At 66.3% G+C, this 21375-nt stretch carries 24 protein-coding genes; 11 read left to right on the plus strand and 13 right to left on the minus strand.

Going from position 1 to position 21375, the window contains the following annotated elements:
• Window positions 1-36 precede the first annotated feature (36 nt).
• Window positions 37-924, minus strand: coding sequence for a LysR family transcriptional regulator (locus tag HAV18_RS33370; RefSeq protein ID WP_166964484.1), 888 nt, complete (start codon window positions 922-924; stop codon window positions 37-39).
• Between the two features lie 103 nt (window positions 925-1027).
• Between HAV18_RS33370 and HAV18_RS33375 the strand changes: the two genes are divergently transcribed.
• Window positions 1028-2281, plus strand: coding sequence for an alpha-hydroxy acid oxidase (locus HAV18_RS33375; RefSeq protein ID WP_407062448.1), 1254 nt, complete (start codon window positions 1028-1030; stop codon window positions 2279-2281).
• A 42-nt stretch (window positions 2282-2323) separates the two neighbouring features.
• Here HAV18_RS33375 and HAV18_RS33380 read toward each other — a convergent pair whose 3' ends face one another.
• On the minus strand, window positions 2324-2788 hold the full coding sequence (locus HAV18_RS33380) for a RidA family protein (RefSeq protein ID WP_166964485.1): 465 nt from the start codon (window positions 2786-2788) through the stop codon (window positions 2324-2326).
• Window positions 2789-2997: 209 nt separating this feature from the next.
• Between HAV18_RS33380 and HAV18_RS33385 the strand changes: the two genes are divergently transcribed.
• Window positions 2998-3963, plus strand: a complete 966-nt coding sequence (locus tag HAV18_RS33385) for a LysR family transcriptional regulator (RefSeq protein ID WP_166964487.1) — start codon at window positions 2998-3000, stop codon at window positions 3961-3963.
• A 31-nt stretch (window positions 3964-3994) separates the two neighbouring features.
• Here HAV18_RS33385 and HAV18_RS33390 read toward each other — a convergent pair whose 3' ends face one another.
• The gene (locus HAV18_RS33390; protein WP_166964488.1) at window positions 3995-4702 is read right to left on the minus strand and encodes an SDR family NAD(P)-dependent oxidoreductase; all 708 of its coding nucleotides are present in this window, start codon (window positions 4700-4702) and stop codon (window positions 3995-3997) included.
• Between the two features lie 337 nt (window positions 4703-5039).
• Between HAV18_RS33390 and HAV18_RS33395 the strand changes: the two genes are divergently transcribed.
• Window positions 5040-5273: a hypothetical protein gene (locus HAV18_RS33395; protein WP_166964490.1), complete on the plus strand. Its 234-nt coding sequence runs from the start codon at window positions 5040-5042 to the stop codon at window positions 5271-5273.
• Between the two features lie 204 nt (window positions 5274-5477).
• On the opposite strand, the gene HAV18_RS33400 is transcribed toward HAV18_RS33395, so the two are convergent.
• Window positions 5478-5810, minus strand: coding sequence for a hypothetical protein (locus HAV18_RS33400; protein WP_166964491.1), 333 nt, complete (start codon window positions 5808-5810; stop codon window positions 5478-5480).
• A 272-nt stretch (window positions 5811-6082) separates the two neighbouring features.
• Between HAV18_RS33400 and HAV18_RS33405 the strand changes: the two genes are divergently transcribed.
• The 5 genes from HAV18_RS33405 to HAV18_RS33425 all read left to right on the plus strand — a co-directional run bounded on the left by HAV18_RS33405 (window position 6083) and on the right by HAV18_RS33425 (window position 12037).
• On the plus strand, window positions 6083-6988 hold the full coding sequence (locus HAV18_RS33405) for a LysR family transcriptional regulator (RefSeq protein WP_166964493.1): 906 nt from the start codon (window positions 6083-6085) through the stop codon (window positions 6986-6988).
• A 110-nt stretch (window positions 6989-7098) separates the two neighbouring features.
• Window positions 7099-7533: a MarR family winged helix-turn-helix transcriptional regulator gene (locus HAV18_RS33410; protein WP_166964494.1), complete on the plus strand. Its 435-nt coding sequence runs from the start codon at window positions 7099-7101 to the stop codon at window positions 7531-7533.
• 117 nt (window positions 7534-7650) lie between these two features.
• A complete protein-coding gene (locus tag HAV18_RS33415; RefSeq protein WP_166964495.1) occupies window positions 7651-9171 on the plus strand; it encodes an efflux transporter outer membrane subunit in 1521 nt (506 codons plus the stop codon).
• An 88-nt stretch (window positions 9172-9259) separates the two neighbouring features.
• Window positions 9260-10420, plus strand: a complete 1161-nt coding sequence (locus HAV18_RS33420) for an HlyD family efflux transporter periplasmic adaptor subunit (RefSeq protein ID WP_166964497.1) — start codon at window positions 9260-9262, stop codon at window positions 10418-10420.
• A 60-nt stretch (window positions 10421-10480) separates the two neighbouring features.
• Entirely contained in the window at window positions 10481-12037 is a 1557-nt protein-coding gene (locus HAV18_RS33425; protein WP_166964498.1) for a DHA2 family efflux MFS transporter permease subunit, read from the plus strand.
• A gap of 115 nt (window positions 12038-12152) precedes the next feature.
• Here HAV18_RS33425 and HAV18_RS33430 read toward each other — a convergent pair whose 3' ends face one another.
• Window positions 12153-12884, minus strand: coding sequence for a TetR/AcrR family transcriptional regulator (locus HAV18_RS33430; RefSeq protein WP_208102220.1), 732 nt, complete (start codon window positions 12882-12884; stop codon window positions 12153-12155).
• 26 nt (window positions 12885-12910) lie between these two features.
• Between HAV18_RS33430 and HAV18_RS33435 the strand changes: the two genes are divergently transcribed.
• Window positions 12911-13309 carry a nuclear transport factor 2 family protein gene (locus HAV18_RS33435; RefSeq protein ID WP_166964499.1) on the plus strand — a complete coding sequence of 133 codons (399 nt, stop codon included), beginning with the start codon at window positions 12911-12913 and terminating at the stop codon, window positions 13307-13309.
• Between the two features lie 124 nt (window positions 13310-13433).
• Here HAV18_RS33435 and HAV18_RS33440 read toward each other — a convergent pair whose 3' ends face one another.
• From HAV18_RS33440 to HAV18_RS33460, 5 genes are all read right to left on the minus strand, one after another.
• Complete coding sequence (locus tag HAV18_RS33440; protein WP_208102221.1) at window positions 13434-14156, minus strand: hypothetical protein; 723 nt, start codon at window positions 14154-14156, stop codon at window positions 13434-13436.
• A gap of 43 nt (window positions 14157-14199) precedes the next feature.
• A complete protein-coding gene (locus tag HAV18_RS33445) occupies window positions 14200-14604 on the minus strand; it encodes an ester cyclase (RefSeq protein WP_166964500.1) in 405 nt (134 codons plus the stop codon).
• A 148-nt stretch (window positions 14605-14752) separates the two neighbouring features.
• Window positions 14753-15514 carry an SDR family oxidoreductase gene (locus HAV18_RS33450; RefSeq protein WP_166964501.1) on the minus strand — a complete coding sequence of 254 codons (762 nt, stop codon included), beginning with the start codon at window positions 15512-15514 and terminating at the stop codon, window positions 14753-14755.
• 49 nt (window positions 15515-15563) lie between these two features.
• A complete protein-coding gene (locus tag HAV18_RS33455) occupies window positions 15564-16370 on the minus strand; it encodes an alpha/beta hydrolase (RefSeq protein ID WP_166964502.1) in 807 nt (268 codons plus the stop codon).
• Window positions 16371-16512: 142 nt separating this feature from the next.
• Complete coding sequence (locus tag HAV18_RS33460) at window positions 16513-17517, minus strand: LysR family transcriptional regulator (RefSeq protein WP_166964503.1); 1005 nt, start codon at window positions 17515-17517, stop codon at window positions 16513-16515.
• A 236-nt stretch (window positions 17518-17753) separates the two neighbouring features.
• Between HAV18_RS33460 and HAV18_RS33465 the strand changes: the two genes are divergently transcribed.
• Window positions 17754-18410, plus strand: coding sequence for a glutathione S-transferase family protein (locus HAV18_RS33465; protein WP_166964504.1), 657 nt, complete (start codon window positions 17754-17756; stop codon window positions 18408-18410).
• Window positions 18411-18548: 138 nt separating this feature from the next.
• Here HAV18_RS33465 and HAV18_RS33470 read toward each other — a convergent pair whose 3' ends face one another.
• A complete protein-coding gene (locus tag HAV18_RS33470; protein WP_166964505.1) occupies window positions 18549-18821 on the minus strand; it encodes a DUF4148 domain-containing protein in 273 nt (90 codons plus the stop codon).
• A gap of 290 nt (window positions 18822-19111) precedes the next feature.
• On the opposite strand from HAV18_RS33470, the gene HAV18_RS33475 reads away from it, so the two are divergent.
• Window positions 19112-19825: a gamma-glutamylcyclotransferase gene (locus HAV18_RS33475; RefSeq protein ID WP_166964506.1), complete on the plus strand. Its 714-nt coding sequence runs from the start codon at window positions 19112-19114 to the stop codon at window positions 19823-19825.
• A 48-nt stretch (window positions 19826-19873) separates the two neighbouring features.
• Here the strand turns inward: HAV18_RS33475 and HAV18_RS33480 are convergent, their stop codons facing one another.
• Both HAV18_RS33480 and HAV18_RS33485 read right to left on the minus strand, forming a co-directional pair.
• Window positions 19874-20785, minus strand: a complete 912-nt coding sequence (locus HAV18_RS33480; protein WP_166964508.1) for a LysR family transcriptional regulator — start codon at window positions 20783-20785, stop codon at window positions 19874-19876.
• A 117-nt stretch (window positions 20786-20902) separates the two neighbouring features.
• Window positions 20903-21355 (minus strand): MaoC family dehydratase, encoded by a 453-nt coding sequence (locus HAV18_RS33485; RefSeq protein WP_166964510.1) that lies wholly within the window; start codon window positions 21353-21355, stop codon window positions 20903-20905.
• Window positions 21356-21375: the final 20 nt, after the last annotated feature.

Genomic DNA, 21375 nt, shown 5'->3' on the forward strand with positions numbered 1-21375 from the left:
ACCGCCCGCGCCTGACGCCGGGCGGCAAGTCACGGCTCAGCGGAAATCCGCGTACTGCCGCACCAGCGACAGCATCGACGGAATCAGCCCGCGCACGTCGCCGCGGCGCCACTGGAACGCATATTGAAGCGGCGCCAGCGGCGGCTCGCTCGTCAGTTGCACGAGATGGCCGCCCGGCCGCGCGCGCGCCCAGTCGACAGGCAGGAAGCCGATGCCGACGCCTTCGCCCAGCATGCCTGCCACCGCACTCCAGTTGTTGCACGCGATCCTGCGCGCGTGATTGATGCCGCACGCGAGCAGCCAGTCGTCGAGAATACGCGTCACGCCCGAACCGGACGGCAGCAGCACCAGCGCATGGCTGGCGAGCAGCGCCGGCGTCAGCACGCGCTCGCGGCCGACCAGCGCCTCGGCCGCCATCCACGCGAACCGCGCTTCCGCCACCGGCTGCGACAGCACGCTGCCGCGTGACGACCGGCCGGCGATCACCGCGAAATCCAGTTCACCGGCGTCGACTTTCTCCTCCAGGGCCGCGCCCACGTCGACATATGGCTCCAGCGCCAGCTTCGGGTGCAGCTTCTGGACCGCCGCCACGAAGCGCGGCAGCCACGTCAGCGCCGACAGTTCGCCGACGCCGAAGCGCAGCCGGCCGCTCAATCCTTCGTCCCTGGCAACCGATTCCTGCAGCGCGGCGACGGACTCGAGCACCCGCACCACGGCCGGCAGCAGCGCCTCGCCGTCGTCGGTCAGCACGGCCCGATGGCCGCTCCGGTCGAACAGCGTGCGCTCGACGACCTGCTCCAGTTCGTTGATGCGCTTGGACAGCGACGACACCGACAGATGCAGCCGTTGCGCCGCGGTCGAGAAGTTTGCGCAGGTCGCCGCCCAGTAGAACGCGTCGAGCTGCTTGAGAGTCGGAGTGGCCATTGTCTTTCGCTTTTATCGAACAAATTCATTGGAAGATTATCGCTTTTTAAGCACGCCGCGCGTACCTAAAATTCCACCATCGATTCGAAAACAGGCCGCAGACATGACTCCTTCCGCCTCATCCGTTCCCGGAACAAGCCGCCCCCTGACCGATGCGCGCGTGCCGCACATGCCGCGCGTGCTGCGCAAAATGCTGTGCCTTCACGATTTCGAAGCTGCGGCCCGCCGCGCGCTGCCGCGCCCGATCTTCGGCTACGTCAGCGGCGCCGCGGAAGACAACCGCACGCGCGACGACAACCGTGCCGTGTTCGACGAGTACGGGTTTGCAACGCGCGTGCTGTGCAACGTTTCGCAGCGGCAGCAGGGTGTCGAGCTGTTCGGACGACACTACGCGTCGCCGTTCGGCATCGCGCCGATGGGGATCCACGCGCTGTCGGCCTATCGCGGCGATATCGTGCTGGCGCGTGCCGCGCAGCGCGCGGGCATCGCGTCGATCATGAGCGGCTCGTCGCTCATTCCACTGGAGGAGGTCGCTGCCGCCGCGCCAGGCACCTGGTTCCAGGCCTACCTGCCAGGGGACGCAAGCCGCATCAGCGCGCTGCTCGAACGCGTGGCGCGTGCCGGTTACCGGACGCTCGTGATCACGGTCGACATCCCCGTGTCCGCGAATCGCGAAAACAACGTGCGTACCGGCTTCACCACGCCGCTGCGCCCCGGGCCGCGCCTGTTCTGGGACGGCATCGTGCGCCCCCGCTGGCTCGCGGGCACCTTCGCGCGGACGCTGCTCGCGCACGGCATGCCGCATTTCGAGAACTCCTTCGCCACACGCGGCGCGCCGATCCTGTCGTCCACGGTGCAGCGGGATTTCTCGGCCCGCGACCATCTCGACTGGGGGCACCTGGAACGGATCCGGCAGGAATGGAAGGGCGAACTGGTGATCAAGGGCATCCTCAGTGTGGACGATGCCGTCATCGCCCGCGACGCGGGTGCCGACGGCATCATCCTGTCGAACCACGGCGGCCGCCAGCTTGACGGCGCGGTCTCGCCGATGCGGATCCTGCCCGACGTGGTTCGGGCGCTGGGCGCGGACTATCCGGTGATGATCGACAGCGGTTTTCGTCGCGGGTCGGACGTGCTGAAAGCGGTCGCGATGGGCGCGCGCATGGTGTTCGTCGGGCGGCCGTTCAATTACGCGGCGGCCGTGGCCGGCGAAGCCGGCGTCATGCACGCGATCGGCCTGCTGCGCGACGAAGTGGACCGCAACATGGCCATGCTGGGCGTCGAGCAATGCAGCGGCTTGACGCCCGACGTGCTGATTCGGAAAGGCGGCGTGCCGGCGTCGTTGACGGCCGTGTAGCGCGGGGGAGGCCGGTCGCCGCCCCGCGGGGCGGCCGCACCGTCACGCCGGGTCGATCCCGGCGATCACGACGAGGATCACAGCCGCATCGGCCGGCAACTGGCGCTGGGAGAACGCCGAGCGCGCGTGTCCCGCCTTGTCGCCGAGCACGGCGGCGAACAGGTCCGACGCGCCATCGATCACGGCCGGCTGCCCGAAAAAGCCGTCCGCCGAACTCACGTGCCCCTCGACACGCACGATCTTGCGCAGGCGTTCGAACCCGCCCAGGTGCCGACGGATCTGCGCGAGCACGTTCAGCGCCGCCAGTCGGGCGGCATGCTTGCCTTCGTCGACGCTCAACTGCTCGCCGACGCGGCCGGTATAGGCGACCTTGCCGTCGACGAGCGGCAGTTGTCCCGAGACGAACAGCAGGTTGCCGGCTTCGCTGACGGCCGTATAGCTGCCGAGCGGGTTCGGCGGTTCGGGTAACGCGAGGCCGAGGTCGGCCAGCTTCTGTTCGACGGTCATGTCGTGCTCCTTGCGGGAAAAGGGTTCGGCGATCGGTGCTGCCTGTGAATCACTGTAGTCACGCGACCGAAGCCGGTAAATGCCGGTCGCGCAATTGATTCACGACGCGGTGTAACGAATCGCGCCATGCGTGCCCGCTGGTTTCCCGCGCGAGATTCATGCACACTCGTTGCTTCATCGCGCGCCACATGCCGAAGACGGCAGGAACCATGCAACGACAATTCGACGACCTGCTGCTGGGCAGCATCGAGCTGTTCTGTCTTGCCGCCGAACTCGGCAGCTTCACGCTTGCGGCAAACGCGGCGAGCGTCACGCCGGCCGCGGTCAGCCGGTCGGTGGCACGGCTCGAGGAGCGTCTCGGCGTGCGGCTGTTCGTGCGCACGACACGCCAGATCCGCCTGACGGATTCCGGCCGCCGCTACTTCGAGCAATGCCGCGACGCGCTGTCGCAACTCGTCGACGCGGAGCGCGAGGCGACCGGCCAGCAAGCCACGCCCGCCGGCCTGCTGCGGATCAGCATGCCGACGCCGTACGGGCACTATCGCGTGCTGCCGCTGCTGCCGGCATTTCGCGAGCGGTACCCCGAGGTACGCGTCGAAACCCACCTGAGCAATCGCAACATCGATTTCGCCGAGGAAGGCTACGATCTCGCGATCCGCGGACGCGCACCGGCCGATTCGAACCTGGTCGCGCGCAAGCTGGAGGACGCGGAGCTCGTGGTCGTCGCGACGCCCGGCTACCTGAAGCGCGCGGGCATGCCGGCCGCCGTCGACGATCTGCATGCGCACGAATGCATTCAGTTCGAGCTGCCGAGCAGCGGGCGGCCGATTCCCTGGCTGTTCAACGATGGATCGGAGGAAGTCGACGTCGCGACGACCGGCAGCTACGGTACGTCGGGCGACGTCCTCGCCGGTGTGACGCTCGCGCGCAGCGGCGCGGGCCTGTTCCAGACCTACCGTTTCATCGTCGAGCAGGATCTGCGCACCGGTACGCTCGTGGAAGTGCTGCCCGGCCTCGGCGGCCGCTCGCGGCCATTCATGCTGCTGTATCCGCATGCGCGCTTTCTGTCGTCGCGCGTGCGCGTGTTCGTCGATTTTCTCGTCGAGCACCTGGCGCGCGAGCCGGCCAGGCAGCCGGCCGGGACACGCGCCAGGCGGGCCGGCGCATCGCGATAGGCGCGCCGGCTCGCGGTTTCGATGCTGCGGCTCAATGCCCGGCGCTCTGGCCGCCATCGACGTGCAGGATCTCGCCCGTGACGAACGGCGCCGAGTCGAGATAGAGGATCGCATCGACGATGTCGCTCATCTCGCCCATGCGGCCGACCGGATGCAGCGACGCGAGCGTCGCATGCGTTTCGGGCGCATGCATCGGCGACTTGATGACGCCGGGCGACACCGCATTCACGCGAATACCGGCCTTCGCATACTCGATCGCGAGCGACTTCGTCGCCGCATTCAAGCCGCCTTTCGTCAACGACGCGAGCACCGACGGCACGTTGCTGTTCGCGTGATCGATCAGGCTCGTCGTGATGCTCACCACGTGTCCGCCGCCGTGCTTCTGCATCGCGGCGATCGCATGCTGCGTGACGTGGAAGAAACCGCTCAGGTTGACGCTCGTGACCTGCGCATAGTCGTCCGCGGTGTACTGCGTGAACGGCTTCGCGACGAAGATGCCGGCGTTGTTGACGAGCGTGTCGACGCGGCCGAAGTGCTCGATGGCCGCGTCGACCACGCGACGCGCAACGGCCGGATCGCCGATGTCGCCTGCGACGGTGACGAGATCCGGGTCGTTCGACGGCCCGATCGAACGGGATGTCGCGACGACACGATGGCCGCGAGTGCGGAATGCGCGGACCGTTTCCGCGCCGATGCCTTGCGATGCGCCGGTGACGATGATGACCTTGGATGCGCTCATGATTTGCCTCGATAGGTAAAGGGTTCCCGGCTTCGGTGCCGAACGGATCGTTGAATCCGATGAGCCAACTGTAGGCGCGCCGGTTGCAATCTCGAATACCCACCGTGGAGCAACAGTCTTGCGTCGGGGGAACAAATGGGGGGAGGGGCGGTTGTCTGCGGTTATCTGCGCTCGGCGCGAAACGCAGCCGTGAACGAACTTCCGGCGCGCAGCGGTTGCGCACCCGAACACGCGAATCTCGCCGGAGACGACGCACTGGCGTTTCGTCGAGCGCATCACCCACCTCTTTCCACCGATCGAATTCGATCCGGACATTCCGAACGTCGACCGCGAGAACGTGCTGACGGCCACCGGCAACGCCATCGGCATCGATCCATGTATTCACATCGTTCCGCGGGATTTCGGTATGGAGAACGTCAACGTCGTGGCACGAGGCATCGTCATGGCGCCGCATCGTGAAGGCAGCCAGTCGCCATCCATTCCCCGGCCGGCCCCAAAGCGCACGAGCCCATCAGGCAGCGCCCGCGAAAATGCCATCCGGTCGATGCTGTGGCGTGCAAAGTGGGGATGAACCTGCGCGCGTTCCAGCGGCAGCTTTTCAGCGTTTTTCCATTTTCATCCGTGTTGTGTAGATAACTTTTCTTATCACAACAGCATGATTGAAAATCCAAACTCGTCGTTTCGAAAACGCGTCTGATGGTCATGGTTCGAGCCACCGCCATGCGTCTCGCCATCGATTCGGGGGCAGGGAAGCGACGGTTCGGTGCGCGCGCCGTCAATCCGCTGCGTCGATCCACGCCAGCAGCGCCGTCAACACGTCGGTCGTCGCGCGCGCGACATCCTGCGCAGCCGTATCGACGAGCGCATGTGCGTATTCGCGATACAGCGGGTCGTGCATGCGGTACAACGCGGTGAGGGTTTGCCGCCGGTCGGCCGCCGGCAGCAGCGACGCGCGGCGCAGGCGGAGCGGTTCACCCGCGTCGAGCGCCGCGGCGAAATGCGCATGCAGCTCGGCATGCGTGTCGTACTGCGTTGCGAGCGGCGCCCCCGACAGTTCGAGCGGGCCAGCCGGTTCGAGCCAGATCGCGGCGCCGTCGCGCTGGATCACGCCGACGATCCGTCCGGCATCGACGATCGGCGTGCCGTCGCCTTGCAGCCTCGCGAGTACCGCTGCGATCCCCGACGGCCCGTCGTAACGCGCGGCTGCACGTATCGCCGCGTGCCTGCACCGGCTCGGCTTGCCGGTTTTGTTATATTGCTGCGGACAAGCCGGCCAGGCTGGATCGGCCTGTCGTGCAGCACCGTCCCGCGTCGAACCGGACGAGCGCGTGGCGCGCACCGGTGTTGCGTCTGATTGCTACCCGTTCTCGAGATGCGGCCATGGATTACATCGACAGCATGCGGATTTTCCGGACGGTGGTCGAACTGAAGAGCTTCGCCCGCGCGGCCGATCACCACGGCATCGCGCCGCCGGCGGTATCGCGCACGATTGCCGCGCTCGAGAAACGGATGGGATGCCGGTTGCTGAACCGCACGACCCGCCGCGTATCGCTCACCGAAGCGGCGGAACGGTTCTACGAAAGCTGCGTGCGCATCCTCGACGAGGTCGACACGATCGAGGCGGACGTCGCGACGCAGGCGCGCGAAGTGCGCGGCGTGCTGCGCCTCGTCGCGCACACGACCGCGACGGTCTACTGGCTCGTGCCGCTGATCGCGGCGTTCGAACGCGCCCATCCGAAGGTCTCGCTGGACGTCACGCTGACGGAACGGCCGGTCGACCTGGTCGGCGAAGGGTACGACCTCGGCATCGTGGTCCCGTTCATGATCGTGAGCGAGACGACCGTCGTGCGGCGGCTCGACCGGATTCCGCTCGTCATCGTCGCGACGCCCGACTACCTGAAAACCGCCTCGACGCCGGTCCACCCGTCGGATCTGGCCGCGCATCGTTTCGTGCCGATTTCGCCGTCGATCCGGCAACCGGAGCTGCGCTTCCGGATCGACGGCGAGGAACTCGTCGTCGCGCAGCATTTCGACGTGTCGTCGAACAGTCCCGCGTTCAACCGCGAAATGGTGCTGCAGGGGTTCGGCATCGGCATCATGCCGATGGCGCTGGTGGAACACGAACTGGCGTCCGGCAAGCTGGTCCGGCTGCTGGCCGGCTTCACGCTCGTCGACGACGGCATCGAGATCCAGCTCGCTTACAGCAGCCGGACGCTGCTTCCCGCCAAGGTGCGGGCCTTCATCGAGCACGCGGTCGGCTACTTCGATACGCCGGGCGACGCGTAGACGGCACCTGGCCGTCGCCGGCGATCCCCCGGCATTCCTGCGCGAATCGACATCAATCTGATAACCCGTTTGCCATCGCCCCGCGGCAGGCCGGCGTCTACGCTGTGCGCATGCACTCAATCGACCTTCTGGACGACGACTGTTTCGCGCTCCGCCAGGCTTCGCGGCATATCTCGAAGCTCTACGAGCACCATCTGTCGGCCGTCGGCATCACGCCCACGCAGTTCAGCCTCCTGGGCATGCTCGCCGCCAGCGCCGGGCTGACCATGGCCGAACTCGCGAAAGCGATGGTGATGGACCGGACGACGCTGGTCCGGGCGCTCAAGCCATTGCTGCGGCGCGGCCTGGTGGCAACGTCCGCGGAAGGGCGGGGCCGTCGTCGGCTCCAGATCGTATTGACCACGCACGGCGCGCAGAAGCTCGATGAAGCCGCCGTTCACTGGGCGGCGGCGCAGGCACGCTTCGAACGCGATTTCGGCTCACGGCAGGCGGCTCATCTGCGGCGCGAACTGTTTCGCATGACGCACGACGCGCCAGACTGTTAGCCGCCCCGGCAACTCATTCATGCCGTTGCAGACATTGATGCGCGAAACCTGGCTGGTTAATTTGTGCATATGCACTCTCTAACCGTTCGATGACTTGATGACCCAAGGAAAATGAAAATGGAAACGACCTCGTATCACTCGCTCCCCCGGCCGCAGTCGGGCGTTCGTCAGGGATGGATCGCCGCGGCGGCGCTGGCGTTCAGCCTGGCCGGCTGCGTGAACTACGCGGGCATCCACAGCGACAGCCGGATCGCGGCCCCGGAGAAGTTCGAATCGGCGAGGAGCCTGCCGGGCGAGGGCGGCAAGTGGCCCGCGATGAACTGGGCCGGCCAGTTCGGCGATCCGCAGTTGCCGGCGCTGATCGACGAAGCGTTGCGCGGCAATCCGACCATCGACCAGGCCCGTGCGCGAATCGAGAAGGCGTCGGCCTACATCGGCACCGCCCGATCCGCGCTGTATCCGAATGCGAACGGCAGCTATACGTGGACGCGCCAGCGCTACACCGAAAACGGCATCGTGCCGCCGCCGTACGGCGGCTCGTGGCAGAGCGAGAACAGCCTGCTGGCGAGCGTGTCGTGGGATCTCGACCTGTGGGGCAAGAACCGCGAACGGCTGCGTCAGGCCGTGTCCGAGGAAAAGGTCGCGGACGCGGAAGCCGAGGAGGTGCGCATCACGCTCGCCGCGTCGGTGGCGAGCGCCTACAACCAGCTGGCGCTGCTCTATGCGCTGCGCGACATCCAGGCGCGCGAAGTCTCGAACCGCGAGACGATCGCACACATCACGGAAGGGCGCGTCCATGCGGGGCTCGACAGCAATGTGGAGCAGCAGACCGCGTACGGCGAAACCGCGACGAGCCGCTCCAGCGTCAGCGATCTCGACGGCCAGATCAAGACCGTGCGTTATCAACTGGGCGCGCTGCTCGGCGCCGGCCCGGATCGCGGCCTCGCGATCGCCGCGCCGTCGCTGCACGGCGGCGACCTCGTCGCGCTGCCCGACAACCTGCCGGCCGACCTGCTGTCGCGCCGGCCCGACATCGTCGCGGCCTACTGGAAGGTGGACGCGGCCATGCACGACGTGAAGGAAGCCAAGGCCGAGTTCTACCCCGACGTCAACCTGTCGCTGGCAGCCGGGCTCGACGCGTTCGGCTGGGGGCGCTTCCTGACGGCCGGTAGCGGGCAATTCCAGGCGGTCCCAGCCATTCACCTGCCGATCTTCGACGCCGGCGCGCTGCGCGCGCAGCTGAAGGGCCGCTATGCGGACTTCGACTACGACGTCGCCACCTACAACCAGACGCTGATCGGCGCGCTGTCCGACGTCGCCACGCAGGTCACGCAGATCCGCTCGACCGACCTTCAACTGGTCGATGCGCGCAAGGCGCTGGAGGCGCAAACCACCGCCTATCAACTGGCCGTCGTCCGGTACCGGTCGGGGCTCAACCAGCAACTGCAGGTGCTGAACGCCGACGACAACCGGCTGGCCGCCGACACCGCCGTGGTCAATCTCGAGATGGGCCGCCGCAGCCAGCAGATCGGGCTGATCAAGGCGCTCGGCGGCGGCTTCGATGCATCGCAGGCCGGCCTCGCGGCAACCGCGGAAACGCCGATTCCCGCACCGTCCCGGCCCACGGCGACGAACTGATCGCTTGCCCGTTCGGCACGCATCCCGTGCCGAACGAAACACAACCCCACGAAACACCCTGAACTTCAAACCCTGACTGGAGCCCTCCATGAACACCCCTGATTCACAGCCGGCCGACGAAGCACCGAAGCACCCGGGCAAGCGCAAGGCGCTGCTCGCGCTGGTCGCCGCGTCGCTCGGGATGGCGGGCGCCGCCTACGGCGCCTACTACTTCCTCGACGCGCGCTATCACGTCGACACCGACGACGCGTACGTCAACGGCAACGTCGTGCAGATCACGCCGCAGGTGTCGGGCACGGTCATCGCGGTGAACACGGACAACACGCAGATCGTGAAGGCCGGTGAGCCGCTCGTGCAGATCGATCCGGCGGACGCGAAGATCGCGCTGCAACAGGCCGAAGCGGATCTCGGCCAGACCGTACGCAAGGTTCACGGCCTGTATGTCGACGACGACAAGTACCGCGCGAACATCGCGGAGCGGCAGTCCGATCTCGCGAAGGCGCAGGACGACCTGCGGCGCCGCCAGTCGACCGGCATGACGGGTGCGGTGTCGGAAGAAGAAATGTCGCATGCACGGGACGCCGTGCGCTCGGCACAGGCCGCGCTCGATGCCGCGAAACAGCAGCTCGGCTCAAACCGGGCGCTGACGTCGAACACGACCGTCGACCACCATCCGGACGTGATGGCGAGTGCCGCGCGCGTACGCGACGCGTATCTGGCCTATTCGCGCACGACGCTGCCGGCGCCCGTGACCGGCTACGTCGCGCAACGCTCGGTCCAGGTCGGGCAGCGCGTGTCGCCGGGCGCCGCGCTGATGTCGGTCGTGCCGCTGAACCAGGTGTGGGTCGACGCGAACTTCAAGGAATGGCAGCTGCGCCACATCCGCATCGGCCAGCCGGTCGAGCTCACGGCCGACGTCTACGGTTCGTCGGCCGTCTACCACGGCAAGGTGGCCGGCTTCACGCCGGGCACCGGCTCGGCCCTCGCGCTCCTGCCGGCGCAGAACGCGACGGGCAACTGGATCAAGGTCGTGCAGCGGCTGCCGGTGCGCATCGAGATTCCGCCCGAGGAGCTGGAAAAGCATCCGCTGCGCGTCGGGCTGTCGATGACGGTCGACGTCAACGTGAAGGATCACGGCAACACCGGCCCGGAAACCGATCCGCCGTCGACCTACAAGACCGACGTGTTCGCGAAATACGGCGACAAGGCCGATGCCGCGATCGCCGACATCATCGCCGCCAACCAATGACCTCCCGTCGCCCGGCGCACGTGCGCGCGCAGCCGGCCCGACCTTGACCGGATCACCAACATGACCGCCAACCAATCGAATCCTCCTCCGCTGACGGGAACGGCGCTCGCACTGGGCTCGCTGAGCGTGGGCCTAGCGGGTTTCATGACCGTCCTCGATTCATCGATCGCCAACGTTGCGATCCCCACCATCTCGGGCAACCTCGGCGTGTCGGTCGACGAGGGCACCTGGGTCATCACCGTCTTTGCCGCGGCGAATTCCGTCGCCATCCCGCTGACCGGCTGGCTGACGCAACGGCTCGGGCAGGTCCGGCTGTTCGTCGGCTCGATCCTGCTGTTCGTGCTCGCGTCGTGGCTATGCGGCATCGCGCCGTCGCTGCCGTTCCTGCTCGGGGCGCGCGTGCTGCAGGGCCTCGTGGCCGGGCCGCTGATCCCGATGTCGCAGGCGCTGCTCCTCAGTTCGTGGCCGAAATCGAAATCGTCGCTCGCGCTATCGCTGTTCTCGATGATCGTCGTGACCGGGCCGATCGTCGGGCCATCGCTCGGCGGCTGGGTCACGGACAGCTACGCGTGGTCATGGATCTTCTACATCAACATCCCGGTCGGGCTGTTCGCGGCCACGATGGTCTGGTTCCTCTACCGCAAGCGCGATACGCCCACCCGGAAGCTGCCGATCGACTTCGTCGGGCTGACGCTGCTGATCGTCTGGGTCGCGTCGCTCCAGGTGATGCTCGACAAGGGCAAGGATCTCGACTGGTTCTCGTCGAACACGATCGTCGTGCTGACCGTCGTCGCCGTCGTGGGCCTGGTGCTGTTCGTCATCTGGGAGCTGACCGACAAGAACCCGGTGGTCGACCTGACGCTCTTCAAGCAACGCAATTTCCTCGGCGGCACGATGTCGATTGCGATCGCGTACGGGATCTTCTTCGGCACACTCGTGCTGCTGCCGCAGTGGATGCAGGAATATCTCGGCTACCGGGCCGTCGACTCCGGGCTCGCGACGGCGCCGCTCGGCATCTTCGCGGTGATCGGCGCGCCGATCATGGGCAAGCTCCTGCCGCGCTCGGACGCACGCATCATCGGCACGCTCGCGTTCGTCGGCTTCGCCATCGTCTACTACATGCGCACGTTCTTCTTCACCGACATCAGCGAGGGCTACATCATCCTGCCGACGCTGCTGCAGGGTATCCCGATGGCGCTGTTCTTCGCGCCGCTGACCGTGATCATCCTGTCGGGGCAACCGCCCGAAAAAGTGCCGGCGGCGGCGGGGCTGTCCACCTTCGCGCGGATGTTCTTCGGTGGCATCGGCACGTCGCTCGCGGGCGTCGTGTGGAACAACCGGACAATCATGCACCACGAGATCCTGACGCAGCAGTCGAGCCCGACCAACCCGCTCTTCAATGCGCAGATGGACAGCTACCATTCGCTGCTCGGGCTCGGCCAGGGATCGTCGTATGCGCTGTTCGACCACGTCGTGCAGTCGCAGTCGGCCATGCTCGGCCTGAACGACGTGTTCTACGGCGCGGCGGTCGTGATGATCATCATCATTCCGCTCATCTGGATTACCAAGCCGGGCAAGGCGGGAGGATCGAGCGACGCGGCAGCGGCCGCGCACTGAAGGGAAGGGGGCCGGCGCTCAGTGGTGACGCCGCCGGCCCTCGACTCGCCGGATGAACGCCAATGCATCGCCAGGCCGCGCCCGAACCGGAGCGCGGCCTTTTGCATCGGGCGGCTCAACGCTCGTCGGGAGACGCCTGGATTGCGCTGTCGATCAGCCGTCGCGCGCCATCGGCCAGCTCGCCCTTCAGATCCGCGACGCCAAAGGTCATGGCCGACGCATACGCGCCTTCCATCAGCAGCGACAACTGGTTGCCCAGGCGCACCGGATCGTCGACCACCAGCGCGCGGCACAGCGCGTGCAGACGGTGACGGACCTCCGCCTTGTTCGCGCACGCGATGACCGTGCCGGGATGGTCGCGATCGGGAAACTCCGTCGCGAGATTGACGAACGGGCACCCGCGGAATCCTGGGCTCGCGATCAGGCCGGCGATTGCGTCGAACAACGCGTCGATCTGCCGGCGCGGTGCGCCGGGGTGCGCGGCAACGATCGCGTCCCACCAGGCCCAGAACCGGCGGTTCTGCTCGTCGGCGAAGGCCGCGATCAATTCATCCTTCGACGCGAAGGTGCGATACAGCGATGACTTCGATACGCCCGAACGTTCGAGCACGGCATCGATGCCGATCGCCCGGATGCCGTGCTGATAGAACAGTTCGATCGCGGTCTCGACAAGCCGTTCACGTGCGGAAGGCTCGCCCCGTTTCGGGGCGCCCCGCCTTGTGGTCGTTGTCGTCTTGCTCACCGGGCCCTCCGCGCTTTCGTGATTGACAAAAGTACACCAGACGCCCATTCTGAGTAAAGGAACAGATCTGTACCTTTGTCGGACGCGACCGGCCGCGCGAATCATCGGCCCTCATTCATCGGAGCACGGCAATGACGACATCCGGGTCAACGGCAGCAAACAAGGCACTGGTTCTCGAGGCGATCACCGGCGTATTCATCGACCGCGATCCTGCCGTGCTGGACCGGCTGTTCAGCGAAGACTATCGGCAGCACAACCCGAGGATTCCGAACGGGACGGCCGCGATCAAGGCGCTGCTCGGCAATCTGCCGGCCGATTTCAGGTACGAGCCGGGGCTCGTCGTGGCGGAAGGCGACTATGTCAGCATCCACGGACGCTATGTCGGATGGGGCCCGGAACCGATGGTGGCCGTCGACATCTTCCGCGTGGAGAACGGCAAGGTCGCCGAGCACTGGGACGTCATGCAACAGGAGGTGCCCGCGGCACAGAGCGCCAACGGCAACAGCATGCTGACGTCGGCGCAAGGCTAGGGCGACGCAGGGGCCTCATCGGCCCGTCGCATGGCGGCACGGTGACGGACCCGACGCGCGGATCGACCGTCGCGCAAGAAGCGGTCACAACACGCTCCTGCGAACCATCAACGGCATCCCGCACCTATTCGGTGTGGAAATCGATGCTGCGGAAATCGATGGATACGAGCAGCGGTTCGTCGATCTTTTGCGTCGCATCGTCGTACGCAAAGACCCGGCGCGACATCGGCACCATCACGCCACGCACGTTGCGGTAGTCCGACGCATAGTTCGCACCGCGTGCGCCGCCCATCACGTCGACCGTGTAATCATGGCGGCGCAGCAGCCCGTCTTCGCCGAAATAGGAAATCTGTTCGCGGCTGTGGCTCGCGATCGCATCCGGGAACGTGACCTTCAGACGCCGCCAGGTTTCGCCGTTCTCGTGCCAGTCAGGTAGCTGCTCCGTCCGGAAACCCGGGCGGGCGTAGAGAAACGGAATGGTCAGGTAGGTCCACAACGCGTAGCCGGTGAAGTACATCGCATGCAGGCGATCCCAGCGGGTTTGCTGCGTGTGGCCCTGATAGGCGCTGCGCGGCGTGCGCCTTGCTTCGGGCGCCGCGCCGTTCATGGAGTCGATAGCGACGACGTCCGACTCGAACGTGCCGCGCCAGTTGCCGCCGCTCGACGTGATCGCGACGTGCTGGCGCCGCAGGTCGGCGGCCAGCTCGATACCGTGGAACATCCCGGGCTGGTCTTTCAGGTGCCAGACGGCCCCCCCGATATCGAGTTCCGCCGAAACCGTGCGGAATCTTTCCCAGTTGTCGATCCCGCCATGGGCGTGGATGGCCTCGTCGAGCAGTGTATTCATTGCGTCCTCCGTAGGTTGGGCCGAGTGAACTGGCAAGCGCGTGTCAGCGCTCGTCGCCGAACCTGTCGCCGAACATCGGATAGCCGCCGGCGGATTCGCTGCGCGCCGCTTCGTTCTGCAGCACGTCCCAGTGCTCGACCAGCTTGCCGTTCTCGATGCGCAGGATATCCATCGCGATCAGCGCGACAGGCGACGCTGAGTGGCTGTAGCGGCTGTGCACCCACACGAAATCGCCGTTGGCGGCCACCATGTCGTATTCGAAGCGCAGGTCGGGCATCGAATCGACGAGGCCGAACAGGCCGTCCCGGCCAGCCGGCACGTGCTGGCTGTGCTGGATATACGCGTCGGACCAGAACTGCGCGGCCTTCTCGTAATCCTTCTTGTTGAACAGGGTATCGAGCGCGTCCAGCACGAACGCGATGTTCTTCTCTTCCATTTCTTTCGACATGATTCGGACTCCGATAATTAAAGGTGTCGTTCCATTCATTCCGGTTAGCTTTCACCGCGGCACGATCCTCCGGAACGACAAGGCAGGGTGACGGGAAAGCGTCTTCAGTACGTGTTGCTGCGCTGCGCATGCGTGGCGCTTGCGGCTGTCATGCGACCGGAATCGGGTTCTCCGCAATCATCCGGTTGAACTGCTCGACGAACGCGTGTTCGTTCGGCCCCGCGTTGTCGCGCAGCGGCTTGCCTGCGTCGACGACGACTTCGGTCGTCGCGGTTTCGAGCAGCGTCAGCGTTTCGGCAATGAACGTGTCGACCGGCATCGCGCGCGGGTCGCCGCTCTTGTGCACGAGATCGGTGTCGACCCACGGCGGCGCGATTTCGAGCACGCGCACGCCGGTGTCGCGCAGCGCGAAACGCTGCGACAGCGTGTACGAGTGGATCGCAGCCTTCGTCGCCGAGTAGAGGGCCGTCGCGGCGAGCGGCACATACGCGAGCACCGAGCTGTTGTTGATGATCGTCGCGTCGGGCTGCCGCTTCAGGTGCTCGACGAACGCCGCGCTCACGCGCACGGGGCCGAGCAGGTTCGTCGTGACGAGTCGCACCGCCTGTTCGTCGTCGAGCGGCCCGCCGGCATCGTCGAACGGCATGATGCCGGCGTTGTTGATCACGACGTTCAGCGCCGGATAGCGCGCGATCAGTTGCGCGGCGACTGTACGGATCTGCGCCGCATCGCCGATATCGAGCTCGACGGTGTCGATGCCGGGGTTCCGCTGTGCGATTTCATCGAGCAGCCCCTTGCGGCGGCCAGCGACGATGACCTTGTTGCCGCGCCGGTGGAAGGCTTCCGCCAGCGCACGGCCGATACCCGACGTGCCGCCGGTGATGAAAATGGTGTTTCCGCTGAGTTTCATGATGAGTGCTCCTGGGTGGGTGAAAGGTGTCGATGTGCGTGCGCGGCTGTCAGCTGCCCGTGAGATGGCGCTGAAGAAAGGCGCCGACGGAGCGCAGCACGGGGGAATACGTCGCGATGCCTGCGCGCGTCGTGTCGGCATAGCGTGCGCATTCGGTGGGAACGCCCGCGGCAATCAACGCCGCGGCGTAATGTTCCGCTTCGAGATGCAGCGGATCGTGCTCGACCGTGGCGATGAACGTGGCCGGCAGGTGGGCGAGGCGACACGATTCGAGCGGCGCGGCATACGGATGAACGCGCTGCGACAAAGTCGGCAGATATGCACGGTAGCTGGCCGCCAGCGTGTCGATGGCCGGTGTCGTGGGCGTCGCGGGCGTCATGTAGCGGCCGATGCGCGTCATGCTCGGGTCGAGCAGCGGCGCGAGCAGCACCTGCGCGCGGATGCCCGTGTCGCCGCGGTCGCGCGCAATCGCGGCGAGGCCCGTGGCGATATTCGCGCCGGCGTCATGACCGGCCACGGCCATCTGCCGCTTGTCCGCACGCATGCCCCGGGCTTCCGCCCGCGCCCACAGCAGCGCGCGATGCGCGTCTTCCACCGCATTCGGAAACGGCAAGGCCGGGGCGAGCGAATAACCGACGGAGACCACCCACGCACGCGCCTGCAATGCGAGCGCCTCGCACACGGCATGCGTTTCGTCGAGCGAACCGGCGGTGAACAGGCCGCCGTGGAAATAGAGGACGATCGAGAGCGGGTGCTTTTGCGCCAAAGGCCGGAAGCTGCGCACGTCGATCGGCTGGCTATGGCCGTCGATGCGTGCGTCTTCAACCAGCAAACCTGCAAGAGAAACGGTAGACATACCAGTCAACGCGGCTGCGTTCTCGTTTGCTTGAACAATGAACGCATTCTGGTTGTTACCGCGAAACCGATAAATCTCGCGCTCACCTCAACAGTGTTCTCTCCTCGAGAACAATGCGCGGGCCGTGGCCGGCAGGGCTTGCCTACGCCAGCGGCGCTTCCTCGTCACCGTCCAGGTCGATCGCATCGCCGTCCTGCGACTCGATGCTGGCCGGGCCGCAGCGGGCATCCGTCTCCGGCGTGCTGGCCAGGCGCGGATCCGTGCGGAACAGCTCGGCGATCCAGTCGACGAATGCGCGCACTGTGGCGGACAGGTGGCGATTGTGCGGATAGACCGCGGAGACGGGCAGCGGCGGCGGTTTCCATTGCGGCAGAAGCTCGACCAGTGCCCCCGATTCGAGGTGCGGCAGTGCAAGGAAGCGGGCACCCTGGACGATCCCGAGGCCCTTCAGCGCGCCGCTCAGGTAGGCCTCGGCATCGTTCACCGCGATCGCGCCGCGCATCTTCACTTCGACCACCTTGCCGTCGACGTCGAACGTGAGCGGCATGATCCGCCCCGTGCGGCCCCAGTAGTAGTTCACGGTGCGGTGATCGTCGAGCGCTTCGAGCGTCCGCGGGGTGCCCGATCGCGCCAGGTAGTCGGGGCTCGCGACCGTCACACCCTGGTAGACGCCGACGCGCCGCGCCACGAGCGACGAATCCTGCAGCGTACCGATGCGCACCACGCAGTCGATGCCTTCCTGGACGAGGTCCAGCGGCTTGTCGCCGAGGCCGAGCATCAGGTCGATGTCCGGATAGCGCGCATGAAAATCGCTCAGCGCGGGCATCACGATGACGCGCCCGAACGCGCCCGGCATGTCCACGCGCAACCGGCCGCGCGGCGATCGCTCCTTGCCGAGGAACGAATGCTCGATGTCGTCGAGATCCGCGAGCACGCGAACGCAACGCTCGTAGTAGGCCGCGCCGTCTGCGGTGAGGTTCAGGCTGCGCGTGGTGCGCTGCAGCAGCCGCGCTTTCAGATGCGCCTCGAGGCCCTGGACGATCACGGTCACACGCCCGCGTGTCAGGTCCATCGTATCGGCTGCACGCGTGAAGCTTTTCGTCTCCACGACACGCGCGAACACTCGCATGGCCAACACGATATCCATGACTCGAACCTTTCAGAATGACGCATCGAAATTCCCGAGGCTCCGGAGCGGGCAATACGCGCGGGAGGTCGCCCCTGGGCCATGACGTCCAGCGCGCAGTCTAAACCGCGGCGGGGAAGGCCGCCACACGCCACGGCGCTGCGTGATTACCCGGCCCGCCATCGCGCCGATTCGCCAAGGAATTGACCTACACTGACGCTTCGCGTCGTCCAAACGATCTCCATGGAGATGTCACGATGAAGCTGGTGGGTCCGTGGTTGTCCGGGTACACGCGCCGCGTCGGCGTGACCTTGAATCTTCTGAACATTCCGTTCGAGCACCTGCCGTATCACGCGTACCTGCAGCCGGAGCGCGTCGCGGCCTTCAGCCCGATGAAGCGGGTACCCGCGCTGCAGCTGGACGACGGCCAGGTACTCATCGACAGCGGTGCGATCGTCGACTATCTGGACAGCCTCGTCCCGGCCCGGCAGCGCCTGATGCCTGCCAGCGGCCCGGAGCGCATGCGTGCGATGCAGCTCGTGAGCTACGCGAGCGCGTGTTACGACAAGCTGGCCCGCTATTGCGACGAACTGATGCTGCGCCCCGAGTCTCATCGGCTGCCGCATCTGCAGGCCGGCTACGTGGCGCAGATGCAGGCGGGGTTCGGTGTACTGAATTCTGCCGGTTCGCAGCCATGGTTGCTTGGCGCACGCCTGTCGCAAGCGGACGTGATGACGGTCATCGCGTTTCAGAGTGCCGCCGTGGTCTTGCCGCAGGCCGTTGGCGACGACGCCTTCCCGGAACTGGCGCGCCTCGCGCAACGTGCGATGCAGTTGCCGGCGTTTTCTTCGACGGTGCCTGATCTGGCCGATCTGCAAGCGTCGGGATTGCTCGGCGCGAACAGCGGGGCATGACGGCCGTTCGTGTCGGACTCACCACGTCGTTCTTGGCGGGCGAGGAACGGCGATGTCGCTCCTCTCGTCCCTATCGGTGAGACATCCTTCCCGATGCCGATGGATGCACGGGAAGCCGGTGCTCCTGCACCACGGCCCTCATTTCCGCGCGACGTTCAGCGGCGAATGCGCTTCGGCCTGTGACATGACCTGCTTGCTGCCCGATTCCGCCTGCTGGCGCGCGATTTTCGCTTCTGCGGCCTGCAGGCTGTCCGCATAGTAGTAGTCCATCGGGTTGTAGCCGGCCCGTTCGAGTTGGACGAGCTCGTTGCGAACCTGCGCGCGTGTCAGCGGCTGCGTTTCCTGTGCGAACGTGATTGCCGGTGCAGCGAGCGCAGCGGCAACGACGAGTGTACGAATCAGCGATTTCATGATGACCCCCTCCGGAATATCGGGTGAAGCGACCTTTGCGTCAGTCGTTGAGCGCAGCTTAGGATCGAACGTCGACGCGATAAATGGCCGCTGCTCCAATTCAACATTCCAGCCGGAACAAAAATGCCCGCGCGATCGTGCCGCCCGGCAGGCGCGTCGTGGATCATGCGTCGGCACGCTTCGCGCACCTTTTCATTCGCGTCAAAATCGCATTGTTTGCCCTCGGCTTTCGCGCGACGGCCGCGCGGCATACAGTCGCCTCACCACCACGACGCGCAATCGCTCCAGCCATGGCTGACGACCGAAGCCTCCCCGATTCCGTCTACGAGATGACGCGCGAGCGTCTCGCGCGCGGCACGCTGCTGCAGGCGCTGCGCGCCGATCCGCCGGCCGGCATGACGGTACGAAGCGATGCGGAACTGGAGCGCACGTTGCGCGCCACACTCGAGCGCCACACGCCCGGGCGCGATCTCCACGTATTCGCCTACGGTTCGTTGATGTGGAATCCGGCGCTCGATGTCGCTGGCGAGTCGGTGGCGCGTGTCGACGGCTGGCACCGCGCGTTCTGCCTGCGGCTCGTCATCGCGCGCGGCACGCCCGAGCAGCCGGGCGCGATGCTCGCGCTAGACCGCGGCGGCCGATGCGACGGGCTGCTGTACCGGATCGACGCGCCCAAGGTTGAAGCGGAATTGCGCCTGCTGTGGCGACGCGAAATGCTCGCCGATTCGTACGAACCGCGCTGGATCGCCGCACAGGTCGACGGCCGGCCGATCCGCGCGCTGACGTTCGTCGTCAACCGCTCGCACGACCGTTACCTCGGCGGATATACGCTCGACCGTGTGGCGCACCTGATCCGCACCGGCCACGGCCCGCTCGGCACGTCGCGCGACTACTTCGACTCGACCGTGCAGGCGTTGGCGCGCCTCGGCCTTCGTGACGCCGGCATCGAGCGGCTCCGGCGCGAAATCCGCGGTGCGGACGATGCCGACTCGGCACGCGGCTGATTCCACGCATCGGACGGACGTGCGCATGCCGCGGCCAGCCCCGCGACGTCAGCGGCGCCGGAGGTGCTCGTCGCGCTCGAACAGCGCGATAACCCAGTCGATGAATACGCGCACTTTCGCGCTCAGGTAGCGGTTGGGTGCATAGATCACGCACACCGGATTGGAAGAGGGCGTCCAGTCCTCGAGGATCGGCACGAGCGTGCCGGCGGCAATCGCGTCGCGAACCGAATACGACGGTGCCTGAATAATCCCGAGGTGCGCATGGCCCGCGGCAAGATAGGCGTTCGTATCGTTCACGACGAGCCGATGATTCAGCGCGAGATCGCTTCGCGTGCCGTCTTCCGAGAACTGGAACGGCAGCGAGCGGCCACCCCGGGAGGGGATCATGCCGAGCGTCGGAAACTCGCGCAATGCGTCCGGCGACGCCGGCGTACCGTGTGCGTCGAGGAACGCAGGCGTCGCGCAGGTCGTAAATCCGAAGCTGCCGATCTGCCGGGCAACCAGCGACTGCTCGTCGACTTCGCCTGCGCGTATCGCGCAGTCGACGCCCTCGGCGATCAGGTCGGTCCGCTTGTTGCCGATGTCGAGTTCGATCTCGACGTCGGGATACGCGTCATAGAATTCCGCAAGCGCGGGCACGAGGACGAGCGTGCCGATCGCCGCGGCGGTATCCACGCGAATCTTGCCGGACGGCTTCGCGCGAGCATGGGTCGTCGACGATTCGATTTCCGCGAGATCGGCGAGCAGCCGCACGACGCGCTCGTAGTAGATCGCGCCTTCGGGCGTGACCGTCACCGATCGCGTGGTGCGATGCAGCAGGCGAACCTGCAGGTCTTCCTCGAGCTTCTGGATCAGCCGCGTCAACGTCGCATTCGGCATGTCGAGCGTATCGGCCGCTTTCGTGAAGGTGCCGGCTTCCACGACGCGGACGAAGGCGTTCATCGCAGCGATGCGGTCCATGTGCGCGGCTCCAGTCGAGAGTGGAATCGCCATTTAACCGCAATCCGGCCGCGCCCCGCCAGCATCCGCGGAAATCCATCGCCGGGCGCGGGCGGCCTTCGTTCAGGGCAGGACACGTCACGCGGCGCGACGTTCGACCAGCAGCCGGGCCGTCAGGAGCTGCACGACCTCGCCATGTTGATTCAACGTCCTAGATCGCAACGTCAGCATCCCGTATTGCGGGCGCGACCGGGACGGCGTCAGTTCCACGACCTCGCTTTCGACCCGCAGCACGTCGCCGGCACGGGTCGGCCGCTTCCATTCGATGTCGGCACCCGCGCCGAGTATTCCGTTCGCGAGCTTCGGCCCGCTCGACACGAGCAAACGCATCGTGATCGCCGCCGTGTGCCAGCCGCTGGCCGCCAGACCGCCGAACAGCGTGTTGCGCGCGGCTTCGTCGTCGAGATGGAACGGCTGCGGATCGAATTCCGCGGCGAATCGCTTGATGTCGGCGGCGGTGACCTCGTACGTGTCGCCGACGAAGGTATCGCCGACCGTGAAATCGTCGAAGTAAAAAAGCGGCTGTTCCATGGACGTTTCCGATGCGCTGG

This window comes from Burkholderia sp. D-99 (assembly GCF_011605345.1).
GTDB lineage: Bacteria > Pseudomonadota > Gammaproteobacteria > Burkholderiales > Burkholderiaceae > Burkholderia.

What these genes read in the sequence shown, in the direction of transcription:
- HAV18_RS33380 (WP_166964485.1), bottom strand. Translation starts at nt 2,788, where the DNA reads ATGACCGTCGAACAGAAGCTGGCCGACCTCGGCCTCGCGTTACCCGAA.
- HAV18_RS33390 (WP_166964488.1), bottom strand. Translation starts at nt 4,702, where the DNA reads ATGAGCGCATCCAAGGTCATCATCGTCACCGGCGCATCGCAAGGCATC.
- HAV18_RS33460 (WP_166964503.1), bottom strand. Translation starts at nt 17,517, where the DNA reads ATGGATATCGTGTTGGCCATGCGAGTGTTCGCGCGTGTCGTGGAGACG.
- HAV18_RS33430 (WP_208102220.1), bottom strand. Translation starts at nt 12,884, where the DNA reads ATGATTCGCGCGGCCGGTCGCGTCCGACAAAGGTACAGATCTGTTCCT.
- HAV18_RS33455 (WP_166964502.1), bottom strand. Translation starts at nt 16,370, where the DNA reads ATGTCTACCGTTTCTCTTGCAGGTTTGCTGGTTGAAGACGCACGCATC.
- HAV18_RS33370 (WP_166964484.1), bottom strand. Translation starts at nt 924, where the DNA reads ATGGCCACTCCGACTCTCAAGCAGCTCGACGCGTTCTACTGGGCGGCG.
- HAV18_RS33425 (WP_166964498.1), top strand. Translation starts at nt 10,481, where the DNA reads ATGACCGCCAACCAATCGAATCCTCCTCCGCTGACGGGAACGGCGCTC.
- HAV18_RS33410 (WP_166964494.1), top strand. Translation starts at nt 7,099, where the DNA reads ATGCACTCAATCGACCTTCTGGACGACGACTGTTTCGCGCTCCGCCAG.
- HAV18_RS33375 (WP_407062448.1), top strand. Translation starts at nt 1,028, where the DNA reads ATGACTCCTTCCGCCTCATCCGTTCCCGGAACAAGCCGCCCCCTGACC.
- HAV18_RS33465 (WP_166964504.1), top strand. Translation starts at nt 17,754, where the DNA reads ATGAAGCTGGTGGGTCCGTGGTTGTCCGGGTACACGCGCCGCGTCGGC.
- HAV18_RS33440 (WP_208102221.1), bottom strand. Translation starts at nt 14,156, where the DNA reads ATGAATACACTGCTCGACGAGGCCATCCACGCCCATGGCGGGATCGAC.
- HAV18_RS33385 (WP_166964487.1), top strand. Translation starts at nt 2,998, where the DNA reads ATGCAACGACAATTCGACGACCTGCTGCTGGGCAGCATCGAGCTGTTC.
- HAV18_RS33450 (WP_166964501.1), bottom strand. Translation starts at nt 15,514, where the DNA reads ATGAAACTCAGCGGAAACACCATTTTCATCACCGGCGGCACGTCGGGT.
- HAV18_RS33475 (WP_166964506.1), top strand. Translation starts at nt 19,112, where the DNA reads ATGGCTGACGACCGAAGCCTCCCCGATTCCGTCTACGAGATGACGCGC.
- HAV18_RS33415 (WP_166964495.1), top strand. Translation starts at nt 7,651, where the DNA reads ATGGAAACGACCTCGTATCACTCGCTCCCCCGGCCGCAGTCGGGCGTT.
- HAV18_RS33420 (WP_166964497.1), top strand. Translation starts at nt 9,260, where the DNA reads ATGAACACCCCTGATTCACAGCCGGCCGACGAAGCACCGAAGCACCCG.
- HAV18_RS33405 (WP_166964493.1), top strand. Translation starts at nt 6,083, where the DNA reads ATGGATTACATCGACAGCATGCGGATTTTCCGGACGGTGGTCGAACTG.
- HAV18_RS33480 (WP_166964508.1), bottom strand. Translation starts at nt 20,785, where the DNA reads ATGGACCGCATCGCTGCGATGAACGCCTTCGTCCGCGTCGTGGAAGCC.
- HAV18_RS33435 (WP_166964499.1), top strand. Translation starts at nt 12,911, where the DNA reads ATGACGACATCCGGGTCAACGGCAGCAAACAAGGCACTGGTTCTCGAG.
- HAV18_RS33445 (WP_166964500.1), bottom strand. Translation starts at nt 14,604, where the DNA reads ATGTCGAAAGAAATGGAAGAGAAGAACATCGCGTTCGTGCTGGACGCG.
- HAV18_RS33485 (WP_166964510.1), bottom strand. Translation starts at nt 21,355, where the DNA reads ATGGAACAGCCGCTTTTTTACTTCGACGATTTCACGGTCGGCGATACC.
- HAV18_RS33470 (WP_166964505.1), bottom strand. Translation starts at nt 18,821, where the DNA reads ATGAAATCGCTGATTCGTACACTCGTCGTTGCCGCTGCGCTCGCTGCA.